We start from the raw sequence: 20,000 nt of genomic DNA, 5'->3' as shown, positions 1-20,000 counted from the left end.
TGAGTGGGATCACCCATACACTCGTGAAGTGGCTTGTTTCCCATCAGTTCAAACAAAAGCATCTAAATATTGGCCAACGGTAAATCGCGTTGATAACGTGTACGGTGACCGAAACTTAATTTGTTCTTGCCCAAGTATTGATAGCTACGAAGAGTAACCAACTCCTTTAAAATTAAAAGTTAGCATAAATATAAAACAACTAAACGGCGGACCTATCGGTTCGTCTTTTTTATACATTGAAAACAATACAAATAATTCATTAACTATTTAAAATAAAATGTTATTAATTGATTAAAAAGACAGAGAACACAAACTAAAGCTAGTAACCTGCTACTCTCTGTGTAAGAATTCGTCGCTTTAAAAAAATAACTAATGATACGTAAATTTTCAACCTTTTATTAGCTACTGATTACATCAACAATAATTTACTGATTTTTCAAATCAACTGTTCGATGTCATCCTCTATTGGAATAGTTTCATTTGAAGACCACCTTAAATTCAAGCTTTATCAGTAATGCATTCTTTATGGTTACTAATCCATTACATCAAAAATTAAAGAAGCTTAACATGGCTTCTCATTCTTATATTTACGATTTATCTGCTATTGCTTTATTATTACTGCCCTTAACACTCTCCAATGCTATCGCCGTTTTTCTTGGCCACTCTTTTAATCTGTTTGAGATTAAAGCTGCATCAACGCTGTTTTTTCATCTATCAAATCTACTGATCAATATCTACCCCCTTTCGTTTTGTGTGATTGCAGGCTATTATTTATCCCATAAAACAACATTTAGTAGCGCATCATTCATCATTTACTCACTGGTTATTTTTTATTTACTCTCAATAGAAAGTAACAGTATATCTACATTTTACAACCTTCCAAATAACCCATTACTCGCATTATTAAGCGCATCTATTACTTATTTATACTGTTATCGTTTTAACTTACAACAACTCGAACCACAATCTTTAGATTTTCCATCTCGATTATTTCAACATGTCTTTCACTTCTTTGCCTTTATCAGTTCGGCCTTTTTTCTATCTAAAATAATAGTCAAAGCCATGAACTATTTTACAACTCTTATTGGAAATATAAATGTAGATCCTCTCACCTTTTCTGGTGGATTAATATACCAAACCATACTTGGTTTATTAGGCTCAATTGGTATTAACGGCCATAATATGTTGTTTGCTATCAAGCAGACCATTTATGCTGAAACTCAAAAAAACATCGCCAATTGGGAAGCGGGTGAAGCGTCTTTACATATTATTAATCAAGGGTTTTATGATGTATTTATGTCAATGGGAGGGTCTGGCAACTCGATCAGTCTATTGCTATGTATTCTGCTCTTTTCTAAAGAAAAAAATCACATCATGCTTGCAGTAGCCGCTTTGCCTTTAATGATGTTCAATATCAATGAAATCCTATTATTTGGCTTACCAATTATATTTAATCCATTACTGATTATTCCCTTTGTAATGCTGCCTCTTATTAGTTTTCTTATTACATATTTAGCTATTTTCTCAGGGATGGTACCTCCCATCACCAACATTGTAGACTGGATGACTCCACCTTTATTTAGTGGTTATCTTGCTATGGAGAATAATATTTCAGGCTCTTTGTTACAGCTAACCATTATCATTGTGGGTATCTTTATTTATCGACCATTCTATCTATCATTTGCTGGTAAATATGCGCTTCATCATAAATCAGCTATAACTAATTCATCGATAGAGAAATCAATATTTCAAAGCTTATTAAATAACGTTAGAACTTCTGCGGCAAGCAGTTTAAAGCATTCTTCAGCTCAGAAACGTTTATCAAACATGCTTCATAGAGATGGCTTTGTAATGCATTATCAATTGCTTCAACCTGTTGATAAAAAAGACGCAATATCCTTTGAAGCTTTACTACGTTATCAAGATAATGCAGGGAATCTATGCCCTCCAACATTCATTAGTGATTTTCAACTATTGAATATGATGCCGACATTAGACAAATTAGTTATTGATAAAGTATTAGCTGATATGCAAAAAATGAAACTATCGCAAGGACAGCGAATTGCGATTAATATTTCGGTTGCTTCAATCGAAGAAAATGGGTTTGCTGAACACTTTATTAGCCGATTAACCCACTTTTCTATTCCAGCACAATGGCTAGAAATTGAAATTACTGAAGAAGCAATATTGAGTGATAATATTAAATTGCTAAATACCTTAAGCATTTTAAAAGATCATGGAATAAAGCTAGCAATGGATGACTTTGGTACGGGTTATGCTTCATTCCCTCATCTATTGAAATTCCCATTTGATAAAATAAAACTAGACCGATCTTTATTACTCGATGCATCAACACCAAAAGGAAAGCAACTGTATCAACTAATTGCAGAAATGGGGCATATTGCTGACTGTGAAATCATTGCTGAAGGTGTTGAAACAGAAGAAGAATTCCAATTTGTTACCGATTGTGACGTTGATAAAATACAAGGTTTTCTAATCGCAAAACCGCAACCACTGTTATTTGTTTTACAAACCTTAAAGAAAACAAATACACTCTAAATTATCTTATAGAAAAAGGACTGATGAATTTGGTCCTTTTAAATCATATCTGTCATTCTAAATATAACTCTAACCTAAATTTCATGATATGAACAAAGAATTGCGTTCATAGTTTAATTTACAGTGTAGTGATCATCCAAAAATGCTAGATACGACAAAGGACGCGATTAAGCGCTTCATTTCATTTTAAATATTTTTTGATTTTAAAACAGGGACAATCTCTTGAGGAGGATAAAAAGAGATTGGAGCGTACAGCGGGAATCGAACCCGCATCATCAGCTTGGAAGGCTGAGGTAATAGCCATTATACGATGTACGCACATCGTCGAACGAGATAGATAATGCCACACTGGGCGCTGAAGTAAAGCCTTTTTTACACTTAACTAGTTGATTGCAGGTTATTTATACAAACAGAGGTAAAATACAGCGTTATTTATTGTCTCTGCCGCTTTCTAATAAAAAGGAAAGCGATTGAAAAATAATACCGATCTGCAGTAGTTACTTTTGATATCAACAGTAGACGCTTAACAGCATTAACATCCATTTGATTTAACTTTACTTACACTGAAAATTTAAGCGCTTCATCGAACGTTTGATCATAATGGTCTCTTTATTGGTGTTTATTGTTTATTGTTTATTCATAACTTATATTGATCGCGATCTTATCTTACGACCTAGCCTTTGGTTGTAATGCCACAGAGCTAAATTGGATACCAGACCACCCTGTAACCATGAAGTTACGAATGTTTTGGTGATCATCATTGGTTGGGTTTTGTAATACATCTTCACGATAATATTGACCAAAACACGCTAAAGTTTGTTCAATACTCAATTGATTTAACTGAGCAAAGGCAAAAATCTTACATGACCCATTATTTTGATCCGCGTCGTTCACTGTTTGTCCATTAGTAAACGGTGTTGCGGTAAAGTCGTAAGCCTCTTCAATTACCGCCATTGTCTCAGTAAATTCAACAAGCTCTGGTTCAACGTTCAGTTTTTGTAACAACTTTTGTAAAGACGTTAATACATTCATTTTTTATTCCTGAGTTTTAATAAAGAAAAACCCAGATGGTGCTTGAAAAGATCCAAGTATCATCTGGGTTTAATGTTAGTTTGCAAGAAGCGCTTGCCAGAGCTTTTCATCTCAGCTAAAAAGGCTTCCATCATCTCTTTTCCGTAGCCTTTACCTTGCAGCTCATCCGGAATTCGAGTGCTTATCACATCAAGAATATTGCCCTTCTTTTCATAATAAACTTTTGCTACCGCATCACCTTCTAAAGCGATTAAATAGCATTTGTTATCTGGATCATGGGTAATCGCATTCATTCTATATTCCTTTTGAATGATCGTTGGCTTATGCCATTGATTGTCGTCCCTATACTGTAATCAGTTCCACTTCAAAATGCGAGTTTCATTCCCCTCTTGTGGTGCTTCTGGAATATTTAATGACAATAACAACGAAATAAATGCCATTGTAGCACCAACATAGAACACAGCAGCAGGCGATACCAACCATATCAAACCAAAGCTTACTGGGATAACAACTGCTGCTATATGATTAATGGTGAATGCCACACCCGCAGTTGATGCCATATCAGCAGGATCGGCAATTTTTTGGAAATAGGTTTTAATCGCTAATGCTAATGCAAAGAACAGATGATCAATAATATATAGTGCTGCTGCCATTTCTGACGTTTGAACTAATGCGTAGCCAACAAACACAAAAATAAGACCAATATATTCAAACATTAATGCCTTGCGCTCACCCACAACACCAATCCAGCGGCCAATCTTTTTAGCAAAAAGCCAATTGAATGTATAATTAGCAAGAAACAATAGAGTGATATCAGCAGCTGAATAGCCAAATTTTTCAACCATTAAAAAGCCTGCAAACACCATAAATATCTGACGACGAGCACCACTCATAAAGGTAAGTGCGTAGTACAACCAATAGCGCTTGCGTAGAACCAATTTCTTCGTTTGTGGAGTTTCACTTTCAAAGTTAGGGAAAGACAACCACATAAAAACAGTCACCATAAGGGCAATTGTCCCTGCAATTAAATAGATCCATTTAAACTCTAATTGCACTAACTCAAGTAATACCCACAGCACACCATAAGTACATAATGATGCAAGAGCACCAATCGAGATCAGCTTACCTAACATTTCAGGGGCTTCTTCTTTAGTTAGCCACTGCAGTGATAAGGATTGTTTTAAGGTCTCAAAATAGTGAAAACCTACCGACATCAATAACGTGGTGCATAACAGGCCATACACACTTGGGAAAAAACCAGTAATTGCTACACCAACTGCCAACATCACCAAAGCAAGGATCATGAACTTTTGCTCACGAATAAAAATAAGGATGAAAACAGCAGTAAACGCTAGAAAACCAGGGATCTCACGCACACTTTGCAAGAGCCCAATATCAGCCCCAGTAAACGCCGCTTTTTCGATCACGAAGTTATTAAGTAGCGCATTCCATGTAGAAAAGGCAATGGGAACAACGATGGAAATTAAAATCAAAAAAGTTTTAGGATTTTTCCAATGAGCAAGGCTCGGCATGATAGTGACTCTCATTTTTATTTATATTACGGCTACAGTAGCATAACTTTTATTAATTCTAGCCCACCACAGCCTAATCTTTACTTTATTTACCTACCGCTATAGTCAGCGTTTGAATAAACCGACCAAGTATTCCATATTTTCAGACAGAACTTCTGTATTAGAGTAAATCCCAACCACTCCAATTTTATATTGCTCGACAGGTAAAACAACAACTCCTTGCAGTGCCATTTTCGATTTTATTTTATCCGTATAAGGCATAATAGCATCGCTCATTTTAAGCATATCGACACTGGCTTTTAATGAATCTAACTCATAAATAACCTTCGCTTGTTGTGCTTTTAATGCAAAGGTTTCTGCGCCTTTATCATTAAGTACTTTTCCATCTCGGCTATGATCGGGGGTGACTTTTATTTGTGGGTAATCATTGTTATCCGCTCCCTCCTTATCAATTAATAGTGGATGCCCTTCTCGCACATATAAGGCTTCGCATTCAGTAAATAATGGAATGAAGCGCACGCGGTTACGAGAATCAATATTTTCTATTTCATGACCAATAAAGAGATCAATATCACCATTAAGTAAATGACTCAGCATTGATAAGCCATTGCCAAACTCAATATAGAGTGAATTTGTTGGATGTGTCTCTATAAATTGCTTAATTACATCAGCAGCAAAATATTCCCACCACGCTTCACCAATACCAATTTTAATTTTACCTTGGCTGCGCGCTTTCATGTCCGATAGTTGATGCATCATCTGCCCATGTTTTTCATAAATATCTTGTACATAGCGATAATAGACCCAGCCGGTACTGGTGAGTTCTACGCCTTTAGATTTACGATGAAACAATAACGTGTCCAACAACGCTTCTAATTTTTGAATGGCTGTCGTTAGCGTTGGCTGGCTAATACACAATTTATCTGCCGCGGCTTTAATGCTGCCTTGGCGAGCTACCTCATAAAAGTAACGATATTGCTTTTCCATTATTGATATCCACTGTTAAATTCAGCTCTACCATACTCGTGATATAAATTTTTTCTATATCAGAGTTCAAATTATCAATTATTCATACCGATTTAATTTCGCTATATTAACGTTACTTTCTTTTAGTGAATATTGGATATCAAGATGGAAAAACGTTGGTGGCATAACAGTGTGGTATATCAAATTTACCCACGTAGCTTTTGTGATTCAAATAATGATGGCATTGGTGATATACAAGGTATTATCAGCAAACTCGATTACTTAACCACCCTTGGTATCGATGTTATTTGGCTCTCTCCTGTATACCAATCACCAATGGATGATAACGGTTATGATATCTCTGATTACCAAGCCATTGCTGCTGAGTTTGGCAGCATGGATGACATGCGTGAATTAATGCAAAAAGCGGAACAACGTGGCATTAAAATCGTCATGGATTTAGTGGTTAACCATACTTCTGATGAACACCCTTGGTTTGTTGAAGCGAAAAACAACAAAGACAGTGAATACCGTGATTTTTATATCTGGCGTGATGCAGATGAAAACGGAGAAGCACCAAATGACTTAGGCTCTATCTTTGGTGGTACAGCATGGCAATGGGATGAAGAGAATCAACAATACTATTTCCATCTATTCTCGAAACGTCAACCTGATTTAAACTGGGAGAACCCTGCGGTTCATCAAAAAGTATTTGATATGATGAACTGGTGGATTGATCAAGGCATTGGCGGCTTCCGCTTAGATGTAATTGATCTCATCGGTAAAGAAATCGACAAAAAGATCACGGGTAATGGCGAGCGTCTACACCCACTTCTTCAACAGATGAATCAAGCGACGTTTGGTAATAAAGACCTATTAACCGTGGGTGAAACCTGGGATGCCACGCCAGAAACAGCACAGCTTTATAGTAACCCTGCTCGTAACGAATTATCAATGGTGTTTCAATTTGAGCACATTACTCTGCTATGGGAAGACGGCGACAAGTGGAAACCAAAACCATTAGATCTTAATGCCTTTAAGCAAGTGATGATCAAATGGCAGCTTGAGCTGAGCAATAACGGCTGGAACTCTCTGTTTTGGAATAACCATGATTTACCGCGTGTTGTTTCTAAATACGGGTGTGATGGCAAATATCGTGTTGAATCCGCGAAGATGTTAGCGACAACGCTGCACCTACTAAAAGGCACACCCTATATCTTCCAAGGTGAAGATATTGGCATGACAAACGTGGCCTTTGATACCTTAGAAGAGTACAAAGACATTGAAACGCTGAATTTCTATAAAGTAAAAACTGAATCAGGCGTCAGTCATGAAACTATGATGAAAGGCATTCATGCCAATAGCCGTGATAACGCGCGTACTCCAATGCATTGGGATAATTCTGCGCACGCTGGTTTTACTCAAGGCTCGCCTTGGATCTCATTGAACCCAAATTTCCCACAGATAAACGTGGCTGCGGCTTTGGAAGATAAAGATTCTATTTTCTATCATTACCAAAAGCTGATTGCTCTGAGAAAACAAAATCCTGTGATTGTGTACGGTGATTTCATTCCACTGTTTGAAGATCACCCTGCGGTATTTGCTTATGAGCGTAAAGATGAAGACCAACATTTGGTTGTACTAAATAACTTTACTGCTGAGTCTCAGACGTTAACCCTTCCTGATCATTTAACGGGCAAAGAAGTAGAGTGTTTAATTGCAAATCTAGACCCTGTAATTCATTTTGGAGAGCAACTAACACTTGCACCTTATCAAAGTATTGTCGTAAGGCTGTAGTTATCCTCATTGAACCACCTTGTAGCGCTCTATTGCTTATCTATTAGATTACCTTTCTATTGATAATTATGCTGTTGGCATGGGGCGTTACACTCTCACTCCCTCTTTTTATTCTTACATCCCTTTAAATAAACTTTGTGCGCTGCGGCTAACGGGCAGTTTTGATTCTCCAATATGCACATATAAATGCCCTATCAGATCTTTTTTTACTCTGTCTATTTTGGCGACGTTAACAATACTTGAGCGATGAATATGCCAAAAATGATCAGGGTTTATCTTCTGTTGCAATTCTTTAAGTGAACAACGGATCAAATACTCAGTCACCTTGTTATTTGCTTGTTGTGCATAAACAGAAACGTATTTATCTTCGGCTTTAAAATAAAGCACATCAGAGATAGAAATTAGGTGTAAATCGTCTCCTTGATAAGCTTTAACCCAAGTTAAATAGTCCGGTTTTTTTTGAGCGGATAACTGCTGTATTTGAACTAACAAGTCACTCAGTATGGCTTGGTCTGGCGTGTTTTTTTCTTCGTTCAAAGGATCTGATGAGCTTCTTTGTTTAGAAAACCGTTGTTGAGCAATTCTCTGTCTTATCTTCTCACACGTTACCGCTAACCTTGTTTCTGATATTGGCTTTAATACATAATCTATCGCATTATTTTCAAACGCTTTTATGGCAAATTCATCATAGGCAGTAATAAAGATCACTAACGGTGGTGTGGCTGATTTTTGTAATTGAGCCGCTAACGTCATGCCATCTAACTCTGGCATTTTAATATCCAAAAAGGCGATATCTGGTTGATGCAACTCTATTGCTTCTAGCGCTTCTTTGCCATTAGCACAAGTAGCGACAATCTCTAAATCTAACCATAAATCAGAAAGCATTTTTTCAAGATGAAAACGTAATAAGGGCTCATCGTCGGCAATAATAGCGGTAATCGATTGATTCATGAATATTCCTTGTTCAGCAGCTCTAAACATTCCATTGGTATTGATAACTCCGCGGTTACGCCACCTTGCTTATTTTCAGCGATAGTTAACGATGCTTTACCTTCAAATAAATCGTGTAATCTCTGTTTTATATTATTCAGACTCATGCCATTACCCGCAGTAGAACTCATTGAATTTAAACCTAATCCGTTATCAGAAATCGTAACCTTAAAGACATCATCAAGTTGATTAAACTGTACCTTTATCTGCCCACCACTCGCTTTAGGTTCAATACCATGTGTAATGGCATTTTCGACTAAAGGTTGAATTAATAATGGGGGCAATGACAATGAATCAGTCAACTGATTATCAATGTCATAGTTTAGTCTGTCACCTAAGCGGATTTGCTGAATCGCTAAATAAGCGCTGAGTAGTTCGCTCTCTTGTTCTAGGCTGATTAGTGGTTTACGGCTTGTTTTTAGTGTACCTCGCAGTAAATCGGTGAGTTTTTCTAGCATCAACTTTGCTTTATTACTGTCCAACTCAATTAATGCACTGATATTCGCCAATGTATTAAATAAGAAATGCGGTTCTATTTGGCTTTGTAATTGGCTCAACTGGCTGAGTACTAGTGCTTTTTCTTGCTCTGATTGCTTACGCTTAGCCACTTCTAATGCTTGCTCAGCCAATAATTTTTGTTCATTAGAGTGGAAGTAATAAAAACAGACCACGGTAAATATTAATCCTAATAACACGACTGGTTTCAATGCTTCTAACGTTGCAAAATCATCGTATTTTTTTAGCCATATAAATGCATGTAATGTGCCTAATCCAATAGATAGCACCATAGCAAGAAAGGTTGAATATGCTTTATTAATCGAAGGAAAGAGCTTATCTAGCGCGTATGAAGAGAAAACAGCGCTATAGCCATAACCAAGACTAATAAGAACGTGTTCATAAAATGGAGATGACCAAACATTACTGGTTACCATCGCGATAACAACGCAAAATAAAGTGGTAATAGAAAAGCTTTTTAGTAATCTGAACGTTGGCTCTTTTTGTTCGTTTATCGTAACCATTAAAATCTTCCTTTTAGGTTCAGTAAGATCATATGCTTATCTGTTAGGTTTGCATACGCAGAATCGCTTTTTCCTGTTAAAAAACGCGCGGCAAGTTCCATTTCAACACTTGAGTGACCAGAATCATGCACTAGATAATTAAACCATTGAGTCGCAATTACGCCATTATCTTGTGGAGAATAAAGCAGGTCAAACGTTGGTGTTAACTCACTTAGCCAACCGATATCCTGACTCCATTGCCAATTCGACCATGCGCTTGGGTCTAAGCTCCAATGAAACATCATGTTATGCTGCACCATGTTGGCATTAAGATACCCTTGTTGATACGAAGGTGACGCAATATTGAATGCATTCTCCCATTCATTTTCTCCCCACGCGCGGCTGTCATACCAATATTCTACAACAAGGGTGTTGCCTATTTCATTTGCCCAAGTAAAACCCACTAATGCTTGATAAGCGTTGGACTCTTTTTCCAACCTCACAGGCGCATAGATTGAATTTAGCTGTTGATCGCTAGTTTTTTGATAATTAGGCTGCTGATAGGCTAAGTATTTTGATTGATACAGCGCCGAGCCATGAAACTCCCACGACGCATCAATGACAGTTACAATACTCGCTCCTAATAGCCCTTGGCGAATATCATCGTAATAAGCGAGCCATTGATATTCGGTGTCCCCCACTAATCCATAGCGCCTTATACCAAACCCTTGTTGTTCACTCTGCTCTTCTAGTTCGCTGCCTTCTTGTTGTGTCCACGAGGAATCGGTGTAAATCAGTGACCATTCACCTTGACTGTCAAAATAGGATACCGAAGCAACACCCGCCCCTTCTTCAACTTGGATACCAACAGGGTTACGTTGGTATGGCGTGAATATATCAAGAGGGCGATAACCATAGCCGACGCCCCAATCTACTCTGACTTTTCCTAATTGAAAATCCAAAGGCAGATCGAAAACATCCATACTGTGCAGCCAAAACAACTCACTGATGATGAATTCTGCTTCTGAAGATTGATCTTGATTGGGGATACTTGAATCGTAATACAGATCATTGCCTTTTAATGCCACCACTGCATTCCAATCTTGATAACCAATCTGAACATCTAACACCCCATTAATTGACTCTTGATGTTGTGATTCCGTTAATGGCACAAAAGCGGTTTCTCTTTGTGTTGTTGTTTGGGCACTCAGCATCCAATCCCACTCAAAAGTAAGCTCTGAAGCCGCCAGATTAAACGAGAGCAAAACCACGATTGTTAATACTCTTGATCTCATTCTCTTAGTCATAGTTAAAGATCCAAGTTTTTGGTGCGCGATAAATAAGCAGGGTTGTAATACTTGTCATCAATTTCGGTAGCGACTATCTCTTTATACTCAATAACTGTTTTTTGATTGGTTTGAATTTGGTCATTCAATACCATGGCTACGACTCTGGTTTCTCCTTCTCGAAGTCCTTTGGTAAACCACGCTTCTTTCGCCATTTTTCCTGAGCGTAAATAGAGATCCGCTTTAATTGGAAAATGAGTTCCCTGCTCTAACCACAAATCAATGGTGAAATAACTCGCACCTTTAGTAATCGCGTTTAATTTAAGCCTCTCCGTTTGCAGTTGTTTACCACTCTCTAAAGTCAGCGATTCACTCCCTTGCCATTGTCCTTGATAATCTTCACTCCATGTCAGAGTTGAAATATCACCAACAGAGGCTTCACCCAATAATTTCTGCATTGGAGTAATTCGAATTGGTCGACGACTTTTTGGCATCAATAACCAGTAGTTATCCCCCAGCATCAGCATCTTTTGTCCCGCTTCTACTTGAGAGTTAAACAGCACTAATGATTCTCTATTTTCTCGCATATAGACCGTGTATTGACGCGTTTTATCTAACTCATTGTTTTTATACAGCAGCACTTCTGATACCACTTTTGCCGCGGCGTTATCTAACCGAAACTCATCCGCTGCTTTAATCATTTGCTTAACTTGCGTATCACTCACCTCTTTTTCTGATTGATTCAGCTCTGTTGCTGTCACTTGAGATTGAAGCCCAACAAACAAACACAATGCAGATAATAAGTTAAATTTAGACATAAATAAGTGCCTCCGTGATTGGTTTTTTTACGCCCTTGCGAGCAGATAAATAGGCAGCAAGTAAACAGATGCACAACACACCAATTCCTGCATAAGCGAGCAACTCAAATGAGAAATAAATATTTAATGGATAACCGTCGGTTCTGCCCGGAGGCGGTGGCATTTGTACATCAATCACCATCAGTAACACTGTGGTAATCGCGGTGGTTAACGCCCCAAAAATCACACCAATAACAGCTAATAACCCAGCTTCTCGTAAAAATGAATGAATAATTTCATTTGGGTAACTGCCAAGTGCTGATAACGTGCCGATCTCACGCGTTCGCTCAGTCACGGACATCGTCATGGTATTAAACAAGGCTACAAAAACGACTAATCCCATCACAAAGCCCATCACACCAAAAATCAGATCATAAAGGTTTTTTACTTTATTGTAGAAGAAGGCTCTGTCTTGCCATGGCGTAATCTCAATATCTTGTTGAGTGATGTTTACTTCTTCATTTAATCGTTGGTGCATAAACTCCGTTTGCTCAGTATCAAATAAAAAAACGGATAATGTGCTGACTTTATCTGAAATCAACAAGTCTTGTGACGATTGGATATGAATATACAGTTGACGCTTATCAAGCTCAGGCACGCCTGTAGAATACGTCCCTCGTACTTTAAAATCCAAGGCATTTAATGCACCTTCACTGGTGGTGCTTAGTAAGGTTATCCAATCGCCAATAGTTACGTTTAGGTTTTTAGCAAGATCAACGCCCAACATGACTTCAGGTTCCATTGGATCATAACGGCTAGAGTTAATATCAGATAAGGTTTTTCCTGATTTTATATCTAGAAACGGCCCTTTCATATCGAACTCTCGGTCATTAACCCCTGTACCCATAAAGATGGTCGATTTCATTCCATTTGAGACTAAGCCTGTGAAATATATTCGAGGTTGAACACCACGAACTTCATCATGCTTCATTATGTTTCGAGTTAATTGAGAAATGTCAGAAAGACCATTACTTAATGGCAACTCTTCATCGCTTTCAAAATAGCCCGGCTGACTTAATGTTAAATGCCCGGTATCACGCGCTGTTGATTCTTTCAGTGAATCATAGGTATATAGACCAAAACCACCAGCACTGGTTAGCGCAAAAACAGCAATAGTGATAATAAGAATTGAAAGCGCACTACGACGGCCATTTCGCAATAAATTCAACCAAGCAAGACGCAATGAATCAGGAAATAAGGTGATTAACTTGCCCATGATATTTTCTCCTTACTGATCATTCCATCCAATAAATTAATACAGCTATCACAGTGTTGCGCCATACGATAATCGTGCGTAGCAATAATAAACGTCGTCCCAATTTCTTGTCCTAATGACTTCATAATATCAATCACAACTTCTGCGGTTTTACTGTCTAAACTGGCCGTCGGTTCATCAGCAATCACTAGGCTTGGTTTATGTACTAAAGCACGAGCAATAGCAACACGTTGCTGCTGACCACCAGAAAGGTTATCCGGTCTATGGTGAATAAAATTCCCTAAGCCTACTTTTTCTAGCATCTCAGAGGCTAGCCTGTTCTGTTCTTCTCTGCTGTAGCCATTTAATTGCAATGGATAAGCAACGTTCTCTAAAGCCGTCATCACAGGAACAAGATTGAATCTTTGGAATACAAACCCCAATTGGTGACGACGTAACGTAGCCGCTTTAATGAGATCTTTAGGATAAGCTTTCCCATCCATTCTGATCTTACCTTTGTAATCCATATCCAATAGACCAAGGATATTTAGTAAGGTACTTTTTCCTGAACCTGATGGGCCACACAGAGCCACCATGCTGCCTTTAATAATAAAGCCCTCTACCTTTTTCAACCCAGCAACGTCTTGAGAGCCCAATTGATATGTTTTTTCTATGCCACTAAAACTAATCATTGTCCTCTCCTAATTTTTAGCACTAATAAGTGCTTGTGCTTTTATTGACTCAGGATGATTTTTATCCCGCTCAATCATGACTGCTATCCATTGATTTACTTGATTTATATCATCAGCACGAAGCGCTGCTTGCACTGCATAACCATATACCCAAGCAGTGGCTTGATAAGGTTGCTGTTGAAAATCAGGTTCAGATAAAAGAGCCAAATAAAGATCATAGCCGCGCTCAAAATGATTAAACATATCAGGCAATTGTGAATAAGTTGCTGCCGCTAAAGCACGGGTGAGATAAGAATTAGGAAGACCAGAAACAACTGGTTGATCTTCAATTGGAGTGGTTTCCGTAGCAAGTAGATTTAGCCCTTTACCAATTTTTGCTAACCCTTGCTCAACGTATTTCATTGCTGTCCAAGGCATCATGGCATCTCGCCCTTTTAGGGTCTCTGCGCTGCCAAGATAAACGAGTGTTAATGGCGTTGCACCTTCAGCTTGAATCAATTGTTCAAAACGTTCATAAGCTGATTCAACAAGATCTTCATCGCCTGCTGCTGCTTGGTTATATACCGCTATATCTTTATCCGTTAATGCCGCTTGCGTGGAGAAAGTCATCACACTCATTAATAAGCTAAATACTAGTGTCGTTAATTTATGTTTCATTAGGTTGGCCTTAGTTAATCTGTGGTCCTTTTTGATGTTTATAGATTAGCTAAGGTAAAAATGAAAAACAGGAAGATGCGACGAATGGTAAATAACAGGAATAAACGGTAATTATTAGATTCAAATGGGATCAGTGCTTGTCATCGAAGATGATTCTGGTTAAGTTAAGTGTATGTTTATTAGGCAAAGGATGCAGGTAATGGAAATAATAATTCGCCCAACAGAATTAAAAGACATTGGTGGTTTATGTGAGTTGTATAATCAACCACAAGCTCAGGCGCAAACACTTCAACTGCCACTCCCATCTCCTGCTCTCTGGGAAAAACGCATTTCAAGCAAACCTGATAACGTCTATAGCTATGTTGCCCTTATTGATAACAAGGTTGTAGGTAATATTGGTTTTGAACAAGTGACCCATCCTAGGACTCGTCATGTTGCTCATTTTGGAATGGGCGTTCACGATGATTATCATGGACGTGGTATTGGTAGTAAGCTAATTGAAACCGTTTTAGAACTTGCTGATAATTGGCTTAATGTTCGCCGTATTGAGATTGACGCGTTTGTAGATAACCACGCGGCGCTTTCTCTGTATAAAAAATTCGGGTTTGTCATTGAAGGTGAAGCCATTGATTCTGCATTTAGACAGGGTGAGTACGTAAATACCTATTTCTTGGCACGTATCAATCGTAAATAGCCTCTCTTTTTTTATTCAAAACCATTTCTCAGTAATAGTATGGCGAAGTATGATACTTCGCCATTGTTATACCAATGCAGATCTAGACAGTAACCATTGCTATCGTAATTGACTGTCTTTACTTGCTCTACGGTTGTAAGCGCTGAATGCTTTTTCACGTGTATCTTCTTTAGATTGACATTCCACACACAACTCAACGCCGGGGATGATTTTACGTCGACCTTCAGGGATCAACTCACCACATTCAAGACAATAATCTGTCTCATTATGCTCGTGGTTAAGGTGTGCTCTCGCACGATTAATTGCATCAGTAACAGTGGCATCAATTTGTTCTTGTACGCCACCATCTCTTGTAAATCCATTAGCCATAATGGTCTCCAAATGTATGATTGACTAGGAGAACATTATCGATTATTAACAGTGTTTTGATAATAGAGCTAAATGTGAATTACTATTACACTGATGTAATAAACCAAATTATTATAATTATAAAAAAGCCGCAACGATAAAAATTACGGCTTAATAGATTCATTTGTTTAATCAAGAGCTAATCGAGTGTGTTTACATACTCTTCCCAATATTGAGTAGCAAGTTTAATCGCCTCCTCTCTTGGGTAGTTTTCTTCACGTTTATTTGCCCATAAAACATTAGCAACATTAAAAATAACGGTGTTCGCCATTAGCTGTAACTGCTCGGGTTTAGTCCCTAACAAACAAGATTGAGGGATTGGTAAATCTTCAATTAATGCCTCTTCCCAGTATAGCTCTTCACATACCCCTTTTGATGCACACCATAGAGACTGGCTAACTTTAGGGTTAAATTCAGATTCTCCGCCCATGCCTTTAAAGCACAGTGCCAATTCAGAGCAGTCATCGGTTGCTTGTTGTAAACGAGACTCCGCTTCACCATGCAGCTGTGGTAAGCCTGGGTGGAAGCTTCCACGTAATGAAATTGGAGCTGATGCCGGGTTTAACATACGCGCACAGGTATTCGCGGGGGTACGCAGACCATACTCATGTTGCCATAACAGCATAGTTTCAACTTGAGGAGCATAAACTGATAAAGGTAAATAAGCGATATTACCTTCATCTAATGCTTTTTGTGTCTCTGCAATACTTGAACAGCGAGGGATATTTAGTTTATCAATCACCTGAGATACGTGCTCACGTGTACTGCCTAATTGAAGGTGGCCATGAATCAATACTCTAAATCCTTTGTTCGCTAGAATTTGTGCTGCATACAACTGCCATGATGGACCTTGAACTTGGCGTTTACCGGCAAAACACGCCCAATCAATATCAACGTTAAGATCTTTTAGCTCTGGCGTTTGTTCGTTACGAATAAATTCACGAATAGCAGTGGTAAAGCCGCTGATCTCCTCAACCGTTTCGTTTTGAACTCGGATAAGCATCATCAGCATTGCCATTTTGTCACTAGAGACTTCACCGGCAAGATATTCTTTCATTACTTGGTAAGCTTGATCAAAACTCAGTGGCTTACGGCTACGCTCACCACGACCGACGGTTTTAATGCATTCTATAATTGAGCTCATGACTGTCCTTGTTATTTCTTTATAATTTTCAACTACACAGACGTTATCACATAAACAAAAAAAGCCAAGAAGTTCGTAACAATGTACCTACCTCTTGGCTTATTATCTACTAATTCAAATTGTTAGTGAGCCTTTTCTTCTCTTTCTACCCCTCTAAAGAAAATAGGAAAAAGCTTAATCAATCGATAACAAACCCAAATTAAGATACTGGTTATTATTACTGCCACCACAATAGAAGATACACGGTATAAAATAGCAAAAAATGCATCTTTTTGACCGGGGATCACGCCTGTAATTGGAATGGTTAAGGCCGCCATTGCTGAGAATCCAACTCCCTTCATGATTGGGTTTTCACTGGCTAACCATTTACAGAAATAGCCCGAGGCAATTGCAAAACTTAGAATGTATAAAATTGGATTATCATACAGATCATAAAGTATCAATTGCATCGCCATCGCAGCTAAACAGCCTAAGATAGTCCCTACGATACGAATTCGAGCCATCATCAATGAGCCAACGAGTGTCATTGGAGAGAGCATGATAAGCATTGAAGCTTGTGCTGACAATGAATCGTTTAGCGTACCAATTTCAAAAATTAAAAATACGATCATGGCAACCATCCAGCCCAATGCCGTTTGTTCTAGCATCTCTCGTGGATCTTTGCTCTGGCCTTCTACTTTTAAAATCGGTGCATTACTGTCAATAGGATCAGGAAACAGATAGAAAGCTAAAGCACAAATAGGGATCACCATAATGGCTGCAACCCACGCCCCGACAATGAAGTTTTCTAAATCAAATGTCACATACGATCCAAAATTCAATAAAATTGAACCGACTAATAAGCCAGTGTAGCCGAATAAGTAACTCGCTTTATAGTGCATTGCGTGGCATTTAAATAGCAGCATAATGCCAACAGCTACGGTCATCAATAGTGGATATGGTTGTAAAAAACCGACAATTAATACCACTTGAATACTCACCCAAACGACACTGACAACCAACTGGATGAACATTCCCCAATTCCAACGATTCAGATTAGATAAAATAAACAGTGGTAGCAGAGTTCCGAACATGCCGTTTGACCAACCAAACACCGTACACATTGCAAAACCTAGAACACAACCAAACCATATCCGTAATGCTTTCATATCAACATTCCACCTAGTATATGTAGTGTAAATAGCTGATCATGGTAATTAAGCTATGACCAATGTAATCAATGACGGTATTGCCTGACGTATAAATAATAACGGTTGCTCGCGAGCCAACAAATAATCGTGGGGAAATAGCCTCTTCGCTGATTAAATTCACTCGTACACGTTGGGCATCACGCACCCAGCGGTTGCTGACTTCGACACTGCTTAATTGACCATTGGCTTTTTGTTGCGCTGAAGCTACACCATAATCGCGACTCTCTACCAATAATGGGAACACCTCACCCGGCAGTGCATCATAAGCCACTTCAGCATACATTCCTTTATTCATCTCTGAGGTCGCTTTCTCACGATAATCTGCGGAGATCCACAGTGAATCGGTTGGAATAAACGTCAGTAATGGCTGATTAGCATTGGCAAACAAACCGACATGCAACTGCATATTGGTAATTATCCCCTCACTTTGCGCTATTACTTGAGTATTTTCTAAATTCAGCAACGCTTGTTTTAAGGTATTTTTTGCAGAAAGTACGGCACTACTTTGGCCATCTCCTTTACCCAGTTTAACTTCCAATGCGTGTAACTTTTGCTTTGAAGCCATAAAATTGGCAGCGGCTTGGTCACGCTTAGTGACAGCAGAATCTAAGCCTGATGCTGATACTGCCCCTGATTTGGCTAGTCGCTTAATACGGTGATATTCACGGTTCGCATTATCTGCCGTTACTTGAGTCGTTTTAACATTTGAGCGTGCCGCTTCGATATCCGCCACTAATGACGCTTCTTGCTCCCTTGCTTGAGCTAATCCAATTTCGGCTTTTTGAACGGCCAATTGATATTTTTCATCATCAATCTTAAACAGTAACTCGCCCTGCTTAACTAATTGATTATTTGTGTGATTAACTTCAACGACTCGACCAGACACTTCTGGTGATATTTGAACCACAAAGCCTTGCACCTTACTTTGGGTCGTTAACGGCGTTAATCTATCTGCCATCACTAAATAAGCCGTAACGATAAGAAATAATACGATTAGGATACGCATCCATTGTTTGAATTTTTGCTCTGCAGCTTGCATAGAAGTTCTCAATAAAGTCAAAGTTGCTGTGATCTGGTTCTCATACCATTCTGGATAAGTGGTTGTTCAGATAATTGCGCAGGAAAAATCGATTTTAACAAGCAAGAATGATCAAATACTTATGTAGATTGGTATTATTATAGTGCGTGATTTCATTTCGAATAGATGGCAAAATAGTCCATATATGACCTATTAGCAGGACAATAGAGATGAGTAACCATCCAGATAGCTCCGTTTCCTTTGATGATATTTACCTATTTGTTCTTATTGTTAGGCATAAGGGCATTAGCTCTGCTGCACAATTTGCAGGATTACAGCGCTCAAAGGTTAGTCGTCGCCTACAAGAGTTAGAAAAAGCACTTGGTCATCAATTACTCATCAGAACGACAAGAGCGATTGAATTAACCCAGCAAGGGAAATGGCTATATGAGCAAGCCTCGAATCCAGTCAATACCCTAGTGGATGCGAGCCGATTAATGAGAGAGCACCATTTAACGCCAAAAGGTCGTTTAAAAGTTGCTATCCCTCCAGCCCTTGGAATGACGGAAATTTTCTCCCAATTAATTGAACAGTATATGAAAGAGTATACTGAGGTTAAACTAGAGATTGAGCATCATGTTCAATCGTTGGATCTTCGCCGTGAAAATGTTGATCTACAAATTCTGCCTAGCTACATTGAGCCATTACATGATGATTATATTCAGCAACGCTTAATTCAAATTCCTTATAGCATGGTTGCTTCTTCTGAATATTTAGCGCTTAACGGATGCCCTGATAATGTGGCTCAATTAAATGACTTTCATCTGCTTGCTAGTCGTTATAACAAAAGCTTGCTCCCTCAAGGGCTTGATTATCAATTATTTAGTGATGATCTAAATTTACTTCAAAGATTAGCTATTTCAAGTAAAGCCTAGGTTCCAAGAATAACCGACACACTTTGGTATAGATTTGAGAGTCAGTTGCC

The 20,000-nt window shown here is 38.5% G+C and carries 19 protein-coding genes and 1 tRNA gene; 4 read left to right on the top strand and 16 right to left on the bottom strand.

All coding sequences use genetic code 11. The features are described from left to right. The first annotated feature begins 567 nt into the window (after nt 1–567). Nucleotides 568–2,559: an EAL domain-containing protein gene (locus tag Q1K78_RS14825; RefSeq protein ID WP_366900073.1), complete on the top strand. Its 1,992-nt coding sequence runs from the start codon at nt 568–570 to the stop codon at nt 2,557–2,559. A 243-nt stretch (nt 2,560–2,802) separates the two neighbouring features. On the opposite strand, the gene Q1K78_RS14820 is transcribed toward Q1K78_RS14825, so the two are convergent. The 5 genes from Q1K78_RS14820 to Q1K78_RS14800 all read right to left on the bottom strand — a co-directional run bounded on the left by Q1K78_RS14820 (nt 2,803) and on the right by Q1K78_RS14800 (nt 6,110). After that, nucleotides 2,803–2,877: transfer RNA gene (locus tag Q1K78_RS14820), tRNA-Gly, on the bottom strand. A 348-nt stretch (nt 2,878–3,225) separates the two neighbouring features. Beyond that, nucleotides 3,226–3,591: a HopJ type III effector protein gene (locus Q1K78_RS14815; RefSeq protein WP_300180479.1), complete on the bottom strand. Its 366-nt coding sequence runs from the start codon at nt 3,589–3,591 to the stop codon at nt 3,226–3,228. A 59-nt stretch (nt 3,592–3,650) separates the two neighbouring features. Next, a complete protein-coding gene (locus Q1K78_RS14810) occupies nt 3,651–3,884 on the bottom strand; it encodes a GNAT family N-acetyltransferase (RefSeq protein WP_300180476.1) in 234 nt (77 codons plus the stop codon). A gap of 60 nt (nt 3,885–3,944) precedes the next feature. Next, nucleotides 3,945–5,123 carry an MFS transporter gene (locus Q1K78_RS14805; RefSeq protein ID WP_300180473.1) on the bottom strand — a complete coding sequence of 393 codons (1,179 nt, stop codon included), beginning with the start codon at nt 5,121–5,123 and terminating at the stop codon, nt 3,945–3,947. Between the two features lie 105 nt (nt 5,124–5,228). Beyond that, on the bottom strand, nt 5,229–6,110 hold the full coding sequence (locus tag Q1K78_RS14800; protein ID WP_300180470.1) for a LysR family transcriptional regulator: 882 nt from the start codon (nt 6,108–6,110) through the stop codon (nt 5,229–5,231). A gap of 144 nt (nt 6,111–6,254) precedes the next feature. Between Q1K78_RS14800 and Q1K78_RS14795 the strand changes: the two genes are divergently transcribed. Then, on the top strand, nt 6,255–7,886 hold the full coding sequence (locus Q1K78_RS14795) for an alpha,alpha-phosphotrehalase (RefSeq protein ID WP_300180467.1): 1,632 nt from the start codon (nt 6,255–6,257) through the stop codon (nt 7,884–7,886). A gap of 114 nt (nt 7,887–8,000) precedes the next feature. Here the strand turns inward: Q1K78_RS14795 and Q1K78_RS14790 are convergent, their stop codons facing one another. The 7 genes from Q1K78_RS14790 to Q1K78_RS14760 are packed head-to-tail and all read right to left on the bottom strand — an operon-like array spanning nt 8,001 to nt 14,522. Next, nucleotides 8,001–8,837: a LytTR family DNA-binding domain-containing protein gene (locus tag Q1K78_RS14790; RefSeq protein ID WP_300180464.1), complete on the bottom strand. Its 837-nt coding sequence runs from the start codon at nt 8,835–8,837 to the stop codon at nt 8,001–8,003. Further along, nucleotides 8,834–9,886, bottom strand: a complete 1,053-nt coding sequence (locus Q1K78_RS14785; protein ID WP_300180488.1) for a histidine kinase — start codon at nt 9,884–9,886, stop codon at nt 8,834–8,836. The genes Q1K78_RS14790 and Q1K78_RS14785 overlap by 4 nt, the downstream gene beginning before the upstream one ends. Nucleotides 9,887–9,894: 8 nt before the next feature. Beyond that, on the bottom strand, nt 9,895–11,169 hold the full coding sequence (locus Q1K78_RS14780; protein ID WP_300180485.1) for a hypothetical protein: 1,275 nt from the start codon (nt 11,167–11,169) through the stop codon (nt 9,895–9,897). A gap of 14 nt (nt 11,170–11,183) precedes the next feature. After that, nucleotides 11,184–11,978: an outer membrane lipoprotein-sorting protein gene (locus tag Q1K78_RS14775; protein WP_300180461.1), complete on the bottom strand. Its 795-nt coding sequence runs from the start codon at nt 11,976–11,978 to the stop codon at nt 11,184–11,186. Then, nucleotides 11,971–13,233: an ABC transporter permease gene (locus Q1K78_RS14770; protein ID WP_300180457.1), complete on the bottom strand. Its 1,263-nt coding sequence runs from the start codon at nt 13,231–13,233 to the stop codon at nt 11,971–11,973. The genes Q1K78_RS14775 and Q1K78_RS14770 overlap by 8 nt, the downstream gene beginning before the upstream one ends. Further along, a complete protein-coding gene (locus Q1K78_RS14765; protein ID WP_300180456.1) occupies nt 13,221–13,904 on the bottom strand; it encodes an ABC transporter ATP-binding protein in 684 nt (227 codons plus the stop codon). Before Q1K78_RS14765 ends, Q1K78_RS14770 begins: the two co-directional genes overlap by 13 nt. A 9-nt stretch (nt 13,905–13,913) precedes the next feature. After that, a complete protein-coding gene (locus Q1K78_RS14760) occupies nt 13,914–14,522 on the bottom strand; it encodes a hypothetical protein (protein ID WP_300180482.1) in 609 nt (202 codons plus the stop codon). Between the two features lie 238 nt (nt 14,523–14,760). Here Q1K78_RS14760 and Q1K78_RS14755 point away from each other — a divergent pair, with 238 nt between their 5' ends. Then, nucleotides 14,761–15,255 (top strand): GNAT family N-acetyltransferase, encoded by a 495-nt coding sequence (locus tag Q1K78_RS14755; RefSeq protein ID WP_300180453.1) that lies wholly within the window; start codon nt 14,761–14,763, stop codon nt 15,253–15,255. Between the two features lie 99 nt (nt 15,256–15,354). On the opposite strand, the gene Q1K78_RS14750 is transcribed toward Q1K78_RS14755, so the two are convergent. The 4 genes from Q1K78_RS14750 to Q1K78_RS14735 form a co-directional block, all read right to left on the bottom strand. Beyond that, nucleotides 15,355–15,624 (bottom strand): DksA/TraR family C4-type zinc finger protein, encoded by a 270-nt coding sequence (locus Q1K78_RS14750; protein WP_300180450.1) that lies wholly within the window; start codon nt 15,622–15,624, stop codon nt 15,355–15,357. Nucleotides 15,625–15,802: 178 nt separating this feature from the next. Beyond that, on the bottom strand, nt 15,803–16,807 hold the full coding sequence (locus Q1K78_RS14745; RefSeq protein WP_300180447.1) for a glycosyl transferase family protein: 1,005 nt from the start codon (nt 16,805–16,807) through the stop codon (nt 15,803–15,805). Between the two features lie 122 nt (nt 16,808–16,929). Beyond that, complete coding sequence (locus Q1K78_RS14740; RefSeq protein WP_300180444.1) at nt 16,930–17,955, bottom strand: DUF2955 domain-containing protein; 1,026 nt, start codon at nt 17,953–17,955, stop codon at nt 16,930–16,932. A 13-nt stretch (nt 17,956–17,968) separates the two neighbouring features. After that, complete coding sequence (locus Q1K78_RS14735) at nt 17,969–19,036, bottom strand: HlyD family secretion protein (RefSeq protein ID WP_300180441.1); 1,068 nt, start codon at nt 19,034–19,036, stop codon at nt 17,969–17,971. Nucleotides 19,037–19,245: 209 nt separating this feature from the next. On the opposite strand from Q1K78_RS14735, the gene Q1K78_RS14730 reads away from it, so the two are divergent. Continuing rightward, nucleotides 19,246–19,950 (top strand): LysR family transcriptional regulator, encoded by a 705-nt coding sequence (locus Q1K78_RS14730; protein WP_300180438.1) that lies wholly within the window; start codon nt 19,246–19,248, stop codon nt 19,948–19,950. The last annotated feature ends 50 nt before the right edge of the window (nt 19,951–20,000 follow it).

This window comes from uncultured Aliivibrio sp. (assembly GCF_946479765.1).
In the GTDB taxonomy this organism is placed as follows: Bacteria; Pseudomonadota; Gammaproteobacteria; order Enterobacterales; family Vibrionaceae; genus Aliivibrio.
Note: the sequence above shows the minus strand (reverse complement) of the source record. Positions and strands in the feature narration are given on the sequence as shown.

What these genes read in the sequence shown, in the direction of transcription:
- Q1K78_RS14735 (WP_300180441.1), bottom strand. Translation starts at nt 19,036, where the DNA reads ATGCAAGCTGCAGAGCAAAAATTCAAACAATGGATGCGTATCCTAATC.
- Q1K78_RS14740 (WP_300180444.1), bottom strand. Translation starts at nt 17,955, where the DNA reads ATGAAAGCATTACGGATATGGTTTGGTTGTGTTCTAGGTTTTGCAATG.
- Q1K78_RS14795 (WP_300180467.1), top strand. Translation starts at nt 6,255, where the DNA reads ATGGAAAAACGTTGGTGGCATAACAGTGTGGTATATCAAATTTACCCA.
- Q1K78_RS14745 (WP_300180447.1), bottom strand. Translation starts at nt 16,807, where the DNA reads ATGAGCTCAATTATAGAATGCATTAAAACCGTCGGTCGTGGTGAGCGT.
- Q1K78_RS14775 (WP_300180461.1), bottom strand. Translation starts at nt 11,978, where the DNA reads ATGTCTAAATTTAACTTATTATCTGCATTGTGTTTGTTTGTTGGGCTT.
- Q1K78_RS14755 (WP_300180453.1), top strand. Translation starts at nt 14,761, where the DNA reads ATGGAAATAATAATTCGCCCAACAGAATTAAAAGACATTGGTGGTTTA.
- Q1K78_RS14825 (WP_366900073.1), top strand. Translation starts at nt 568, where the DNA reads ATGGCTTCTCATTCTTATATTTACGATTTATCTGCTATTGCTTTATTA.
- Q1K78_RS14800 (WP_300180470.1), bottom strand. Translation starts at nt 6,110, where the DNA reads ATGGAAAAGCAATATCGTTACTTTTATGAGGTAGCTCGCCAAGGCAGC.
- Q1K78_RS14780 (WP_300180485.1), bottom strand. Translation starts at nt 11,169, where the DNA reads ATGAGATCAAGAGTATTAACAATCGTGGTTTTGCTCTCGTTTAATCTG.
- Q1K78_RS14750 (WP_300180450.1), bottom strand. Translation starts at nt 15,624, where the DNA reads ATGGCTAATGGATTTACAAGAGATGGTGGCGTACAAGAACAAATTGAT.
- Q1K78_RS14810 (WP_300180476.1), bottom strand. Translation starts at nt 3,884, where the DNA reads ATGAATGCGATTACCCATGATCCAGATAACAAATGCTATTTAATCGCT.
- Q1K78_RS14815 (WP_300180479.1), bottom strand. Translation starts at nt 3,591, where the DNA reads ATGAATGTATTAACGTCTTTACAAAAGTTGTTACAAAAACTGAACGTT.
- Q1K78_RS14760 (WP_300180482.1), bottom strand. Translation starts at nt 14,522, where the DNA reads ATGAGTGTGATGACTTTCTCCACGCAAGCGGCATTAACGGATAAAGAT.
- Q1K78_RS14765 (WP_300180456.1), bottom strand. Translation starts at nt 13,904, where the DNA reads ATGATTAGTTTTAGTGGCATAGAAAAAACATATCAATTGGGCTCTCAA.
- Q1K78_RS14770 (WP_300180457.1), bottom strand. Translation starts at nt 13,233, where the DNA reads ATGGGCAAGTTAATCACCTTATTTCCTGATTCATTGCGTCTTGCTTGG.
- Q1K78_RS14730 (WP_300180438.1), top strand. Translation starts at nt 19,246, where the DNA reads ATGAGTAACCATCCAGATAGCTCCGTTTCCTTTGATGATATTTACCTA.
- Q1K78_RS14805 (WP_300180473.1), bottom strand. Translation starts at nt 5,123, where the DNA reads ATGCCGAGCCTTGCTCATTGGAAAAATCCTAAAACTTTTTTGATTTTA.
- Q1K78_RS14790 (WP_300180464.1), bottom strand. Translation starts at nt 8,837, where the DNA reads ATGAATCAATCGATTACCGCTATTATTGCCGACGATGAGCCCTTATTA.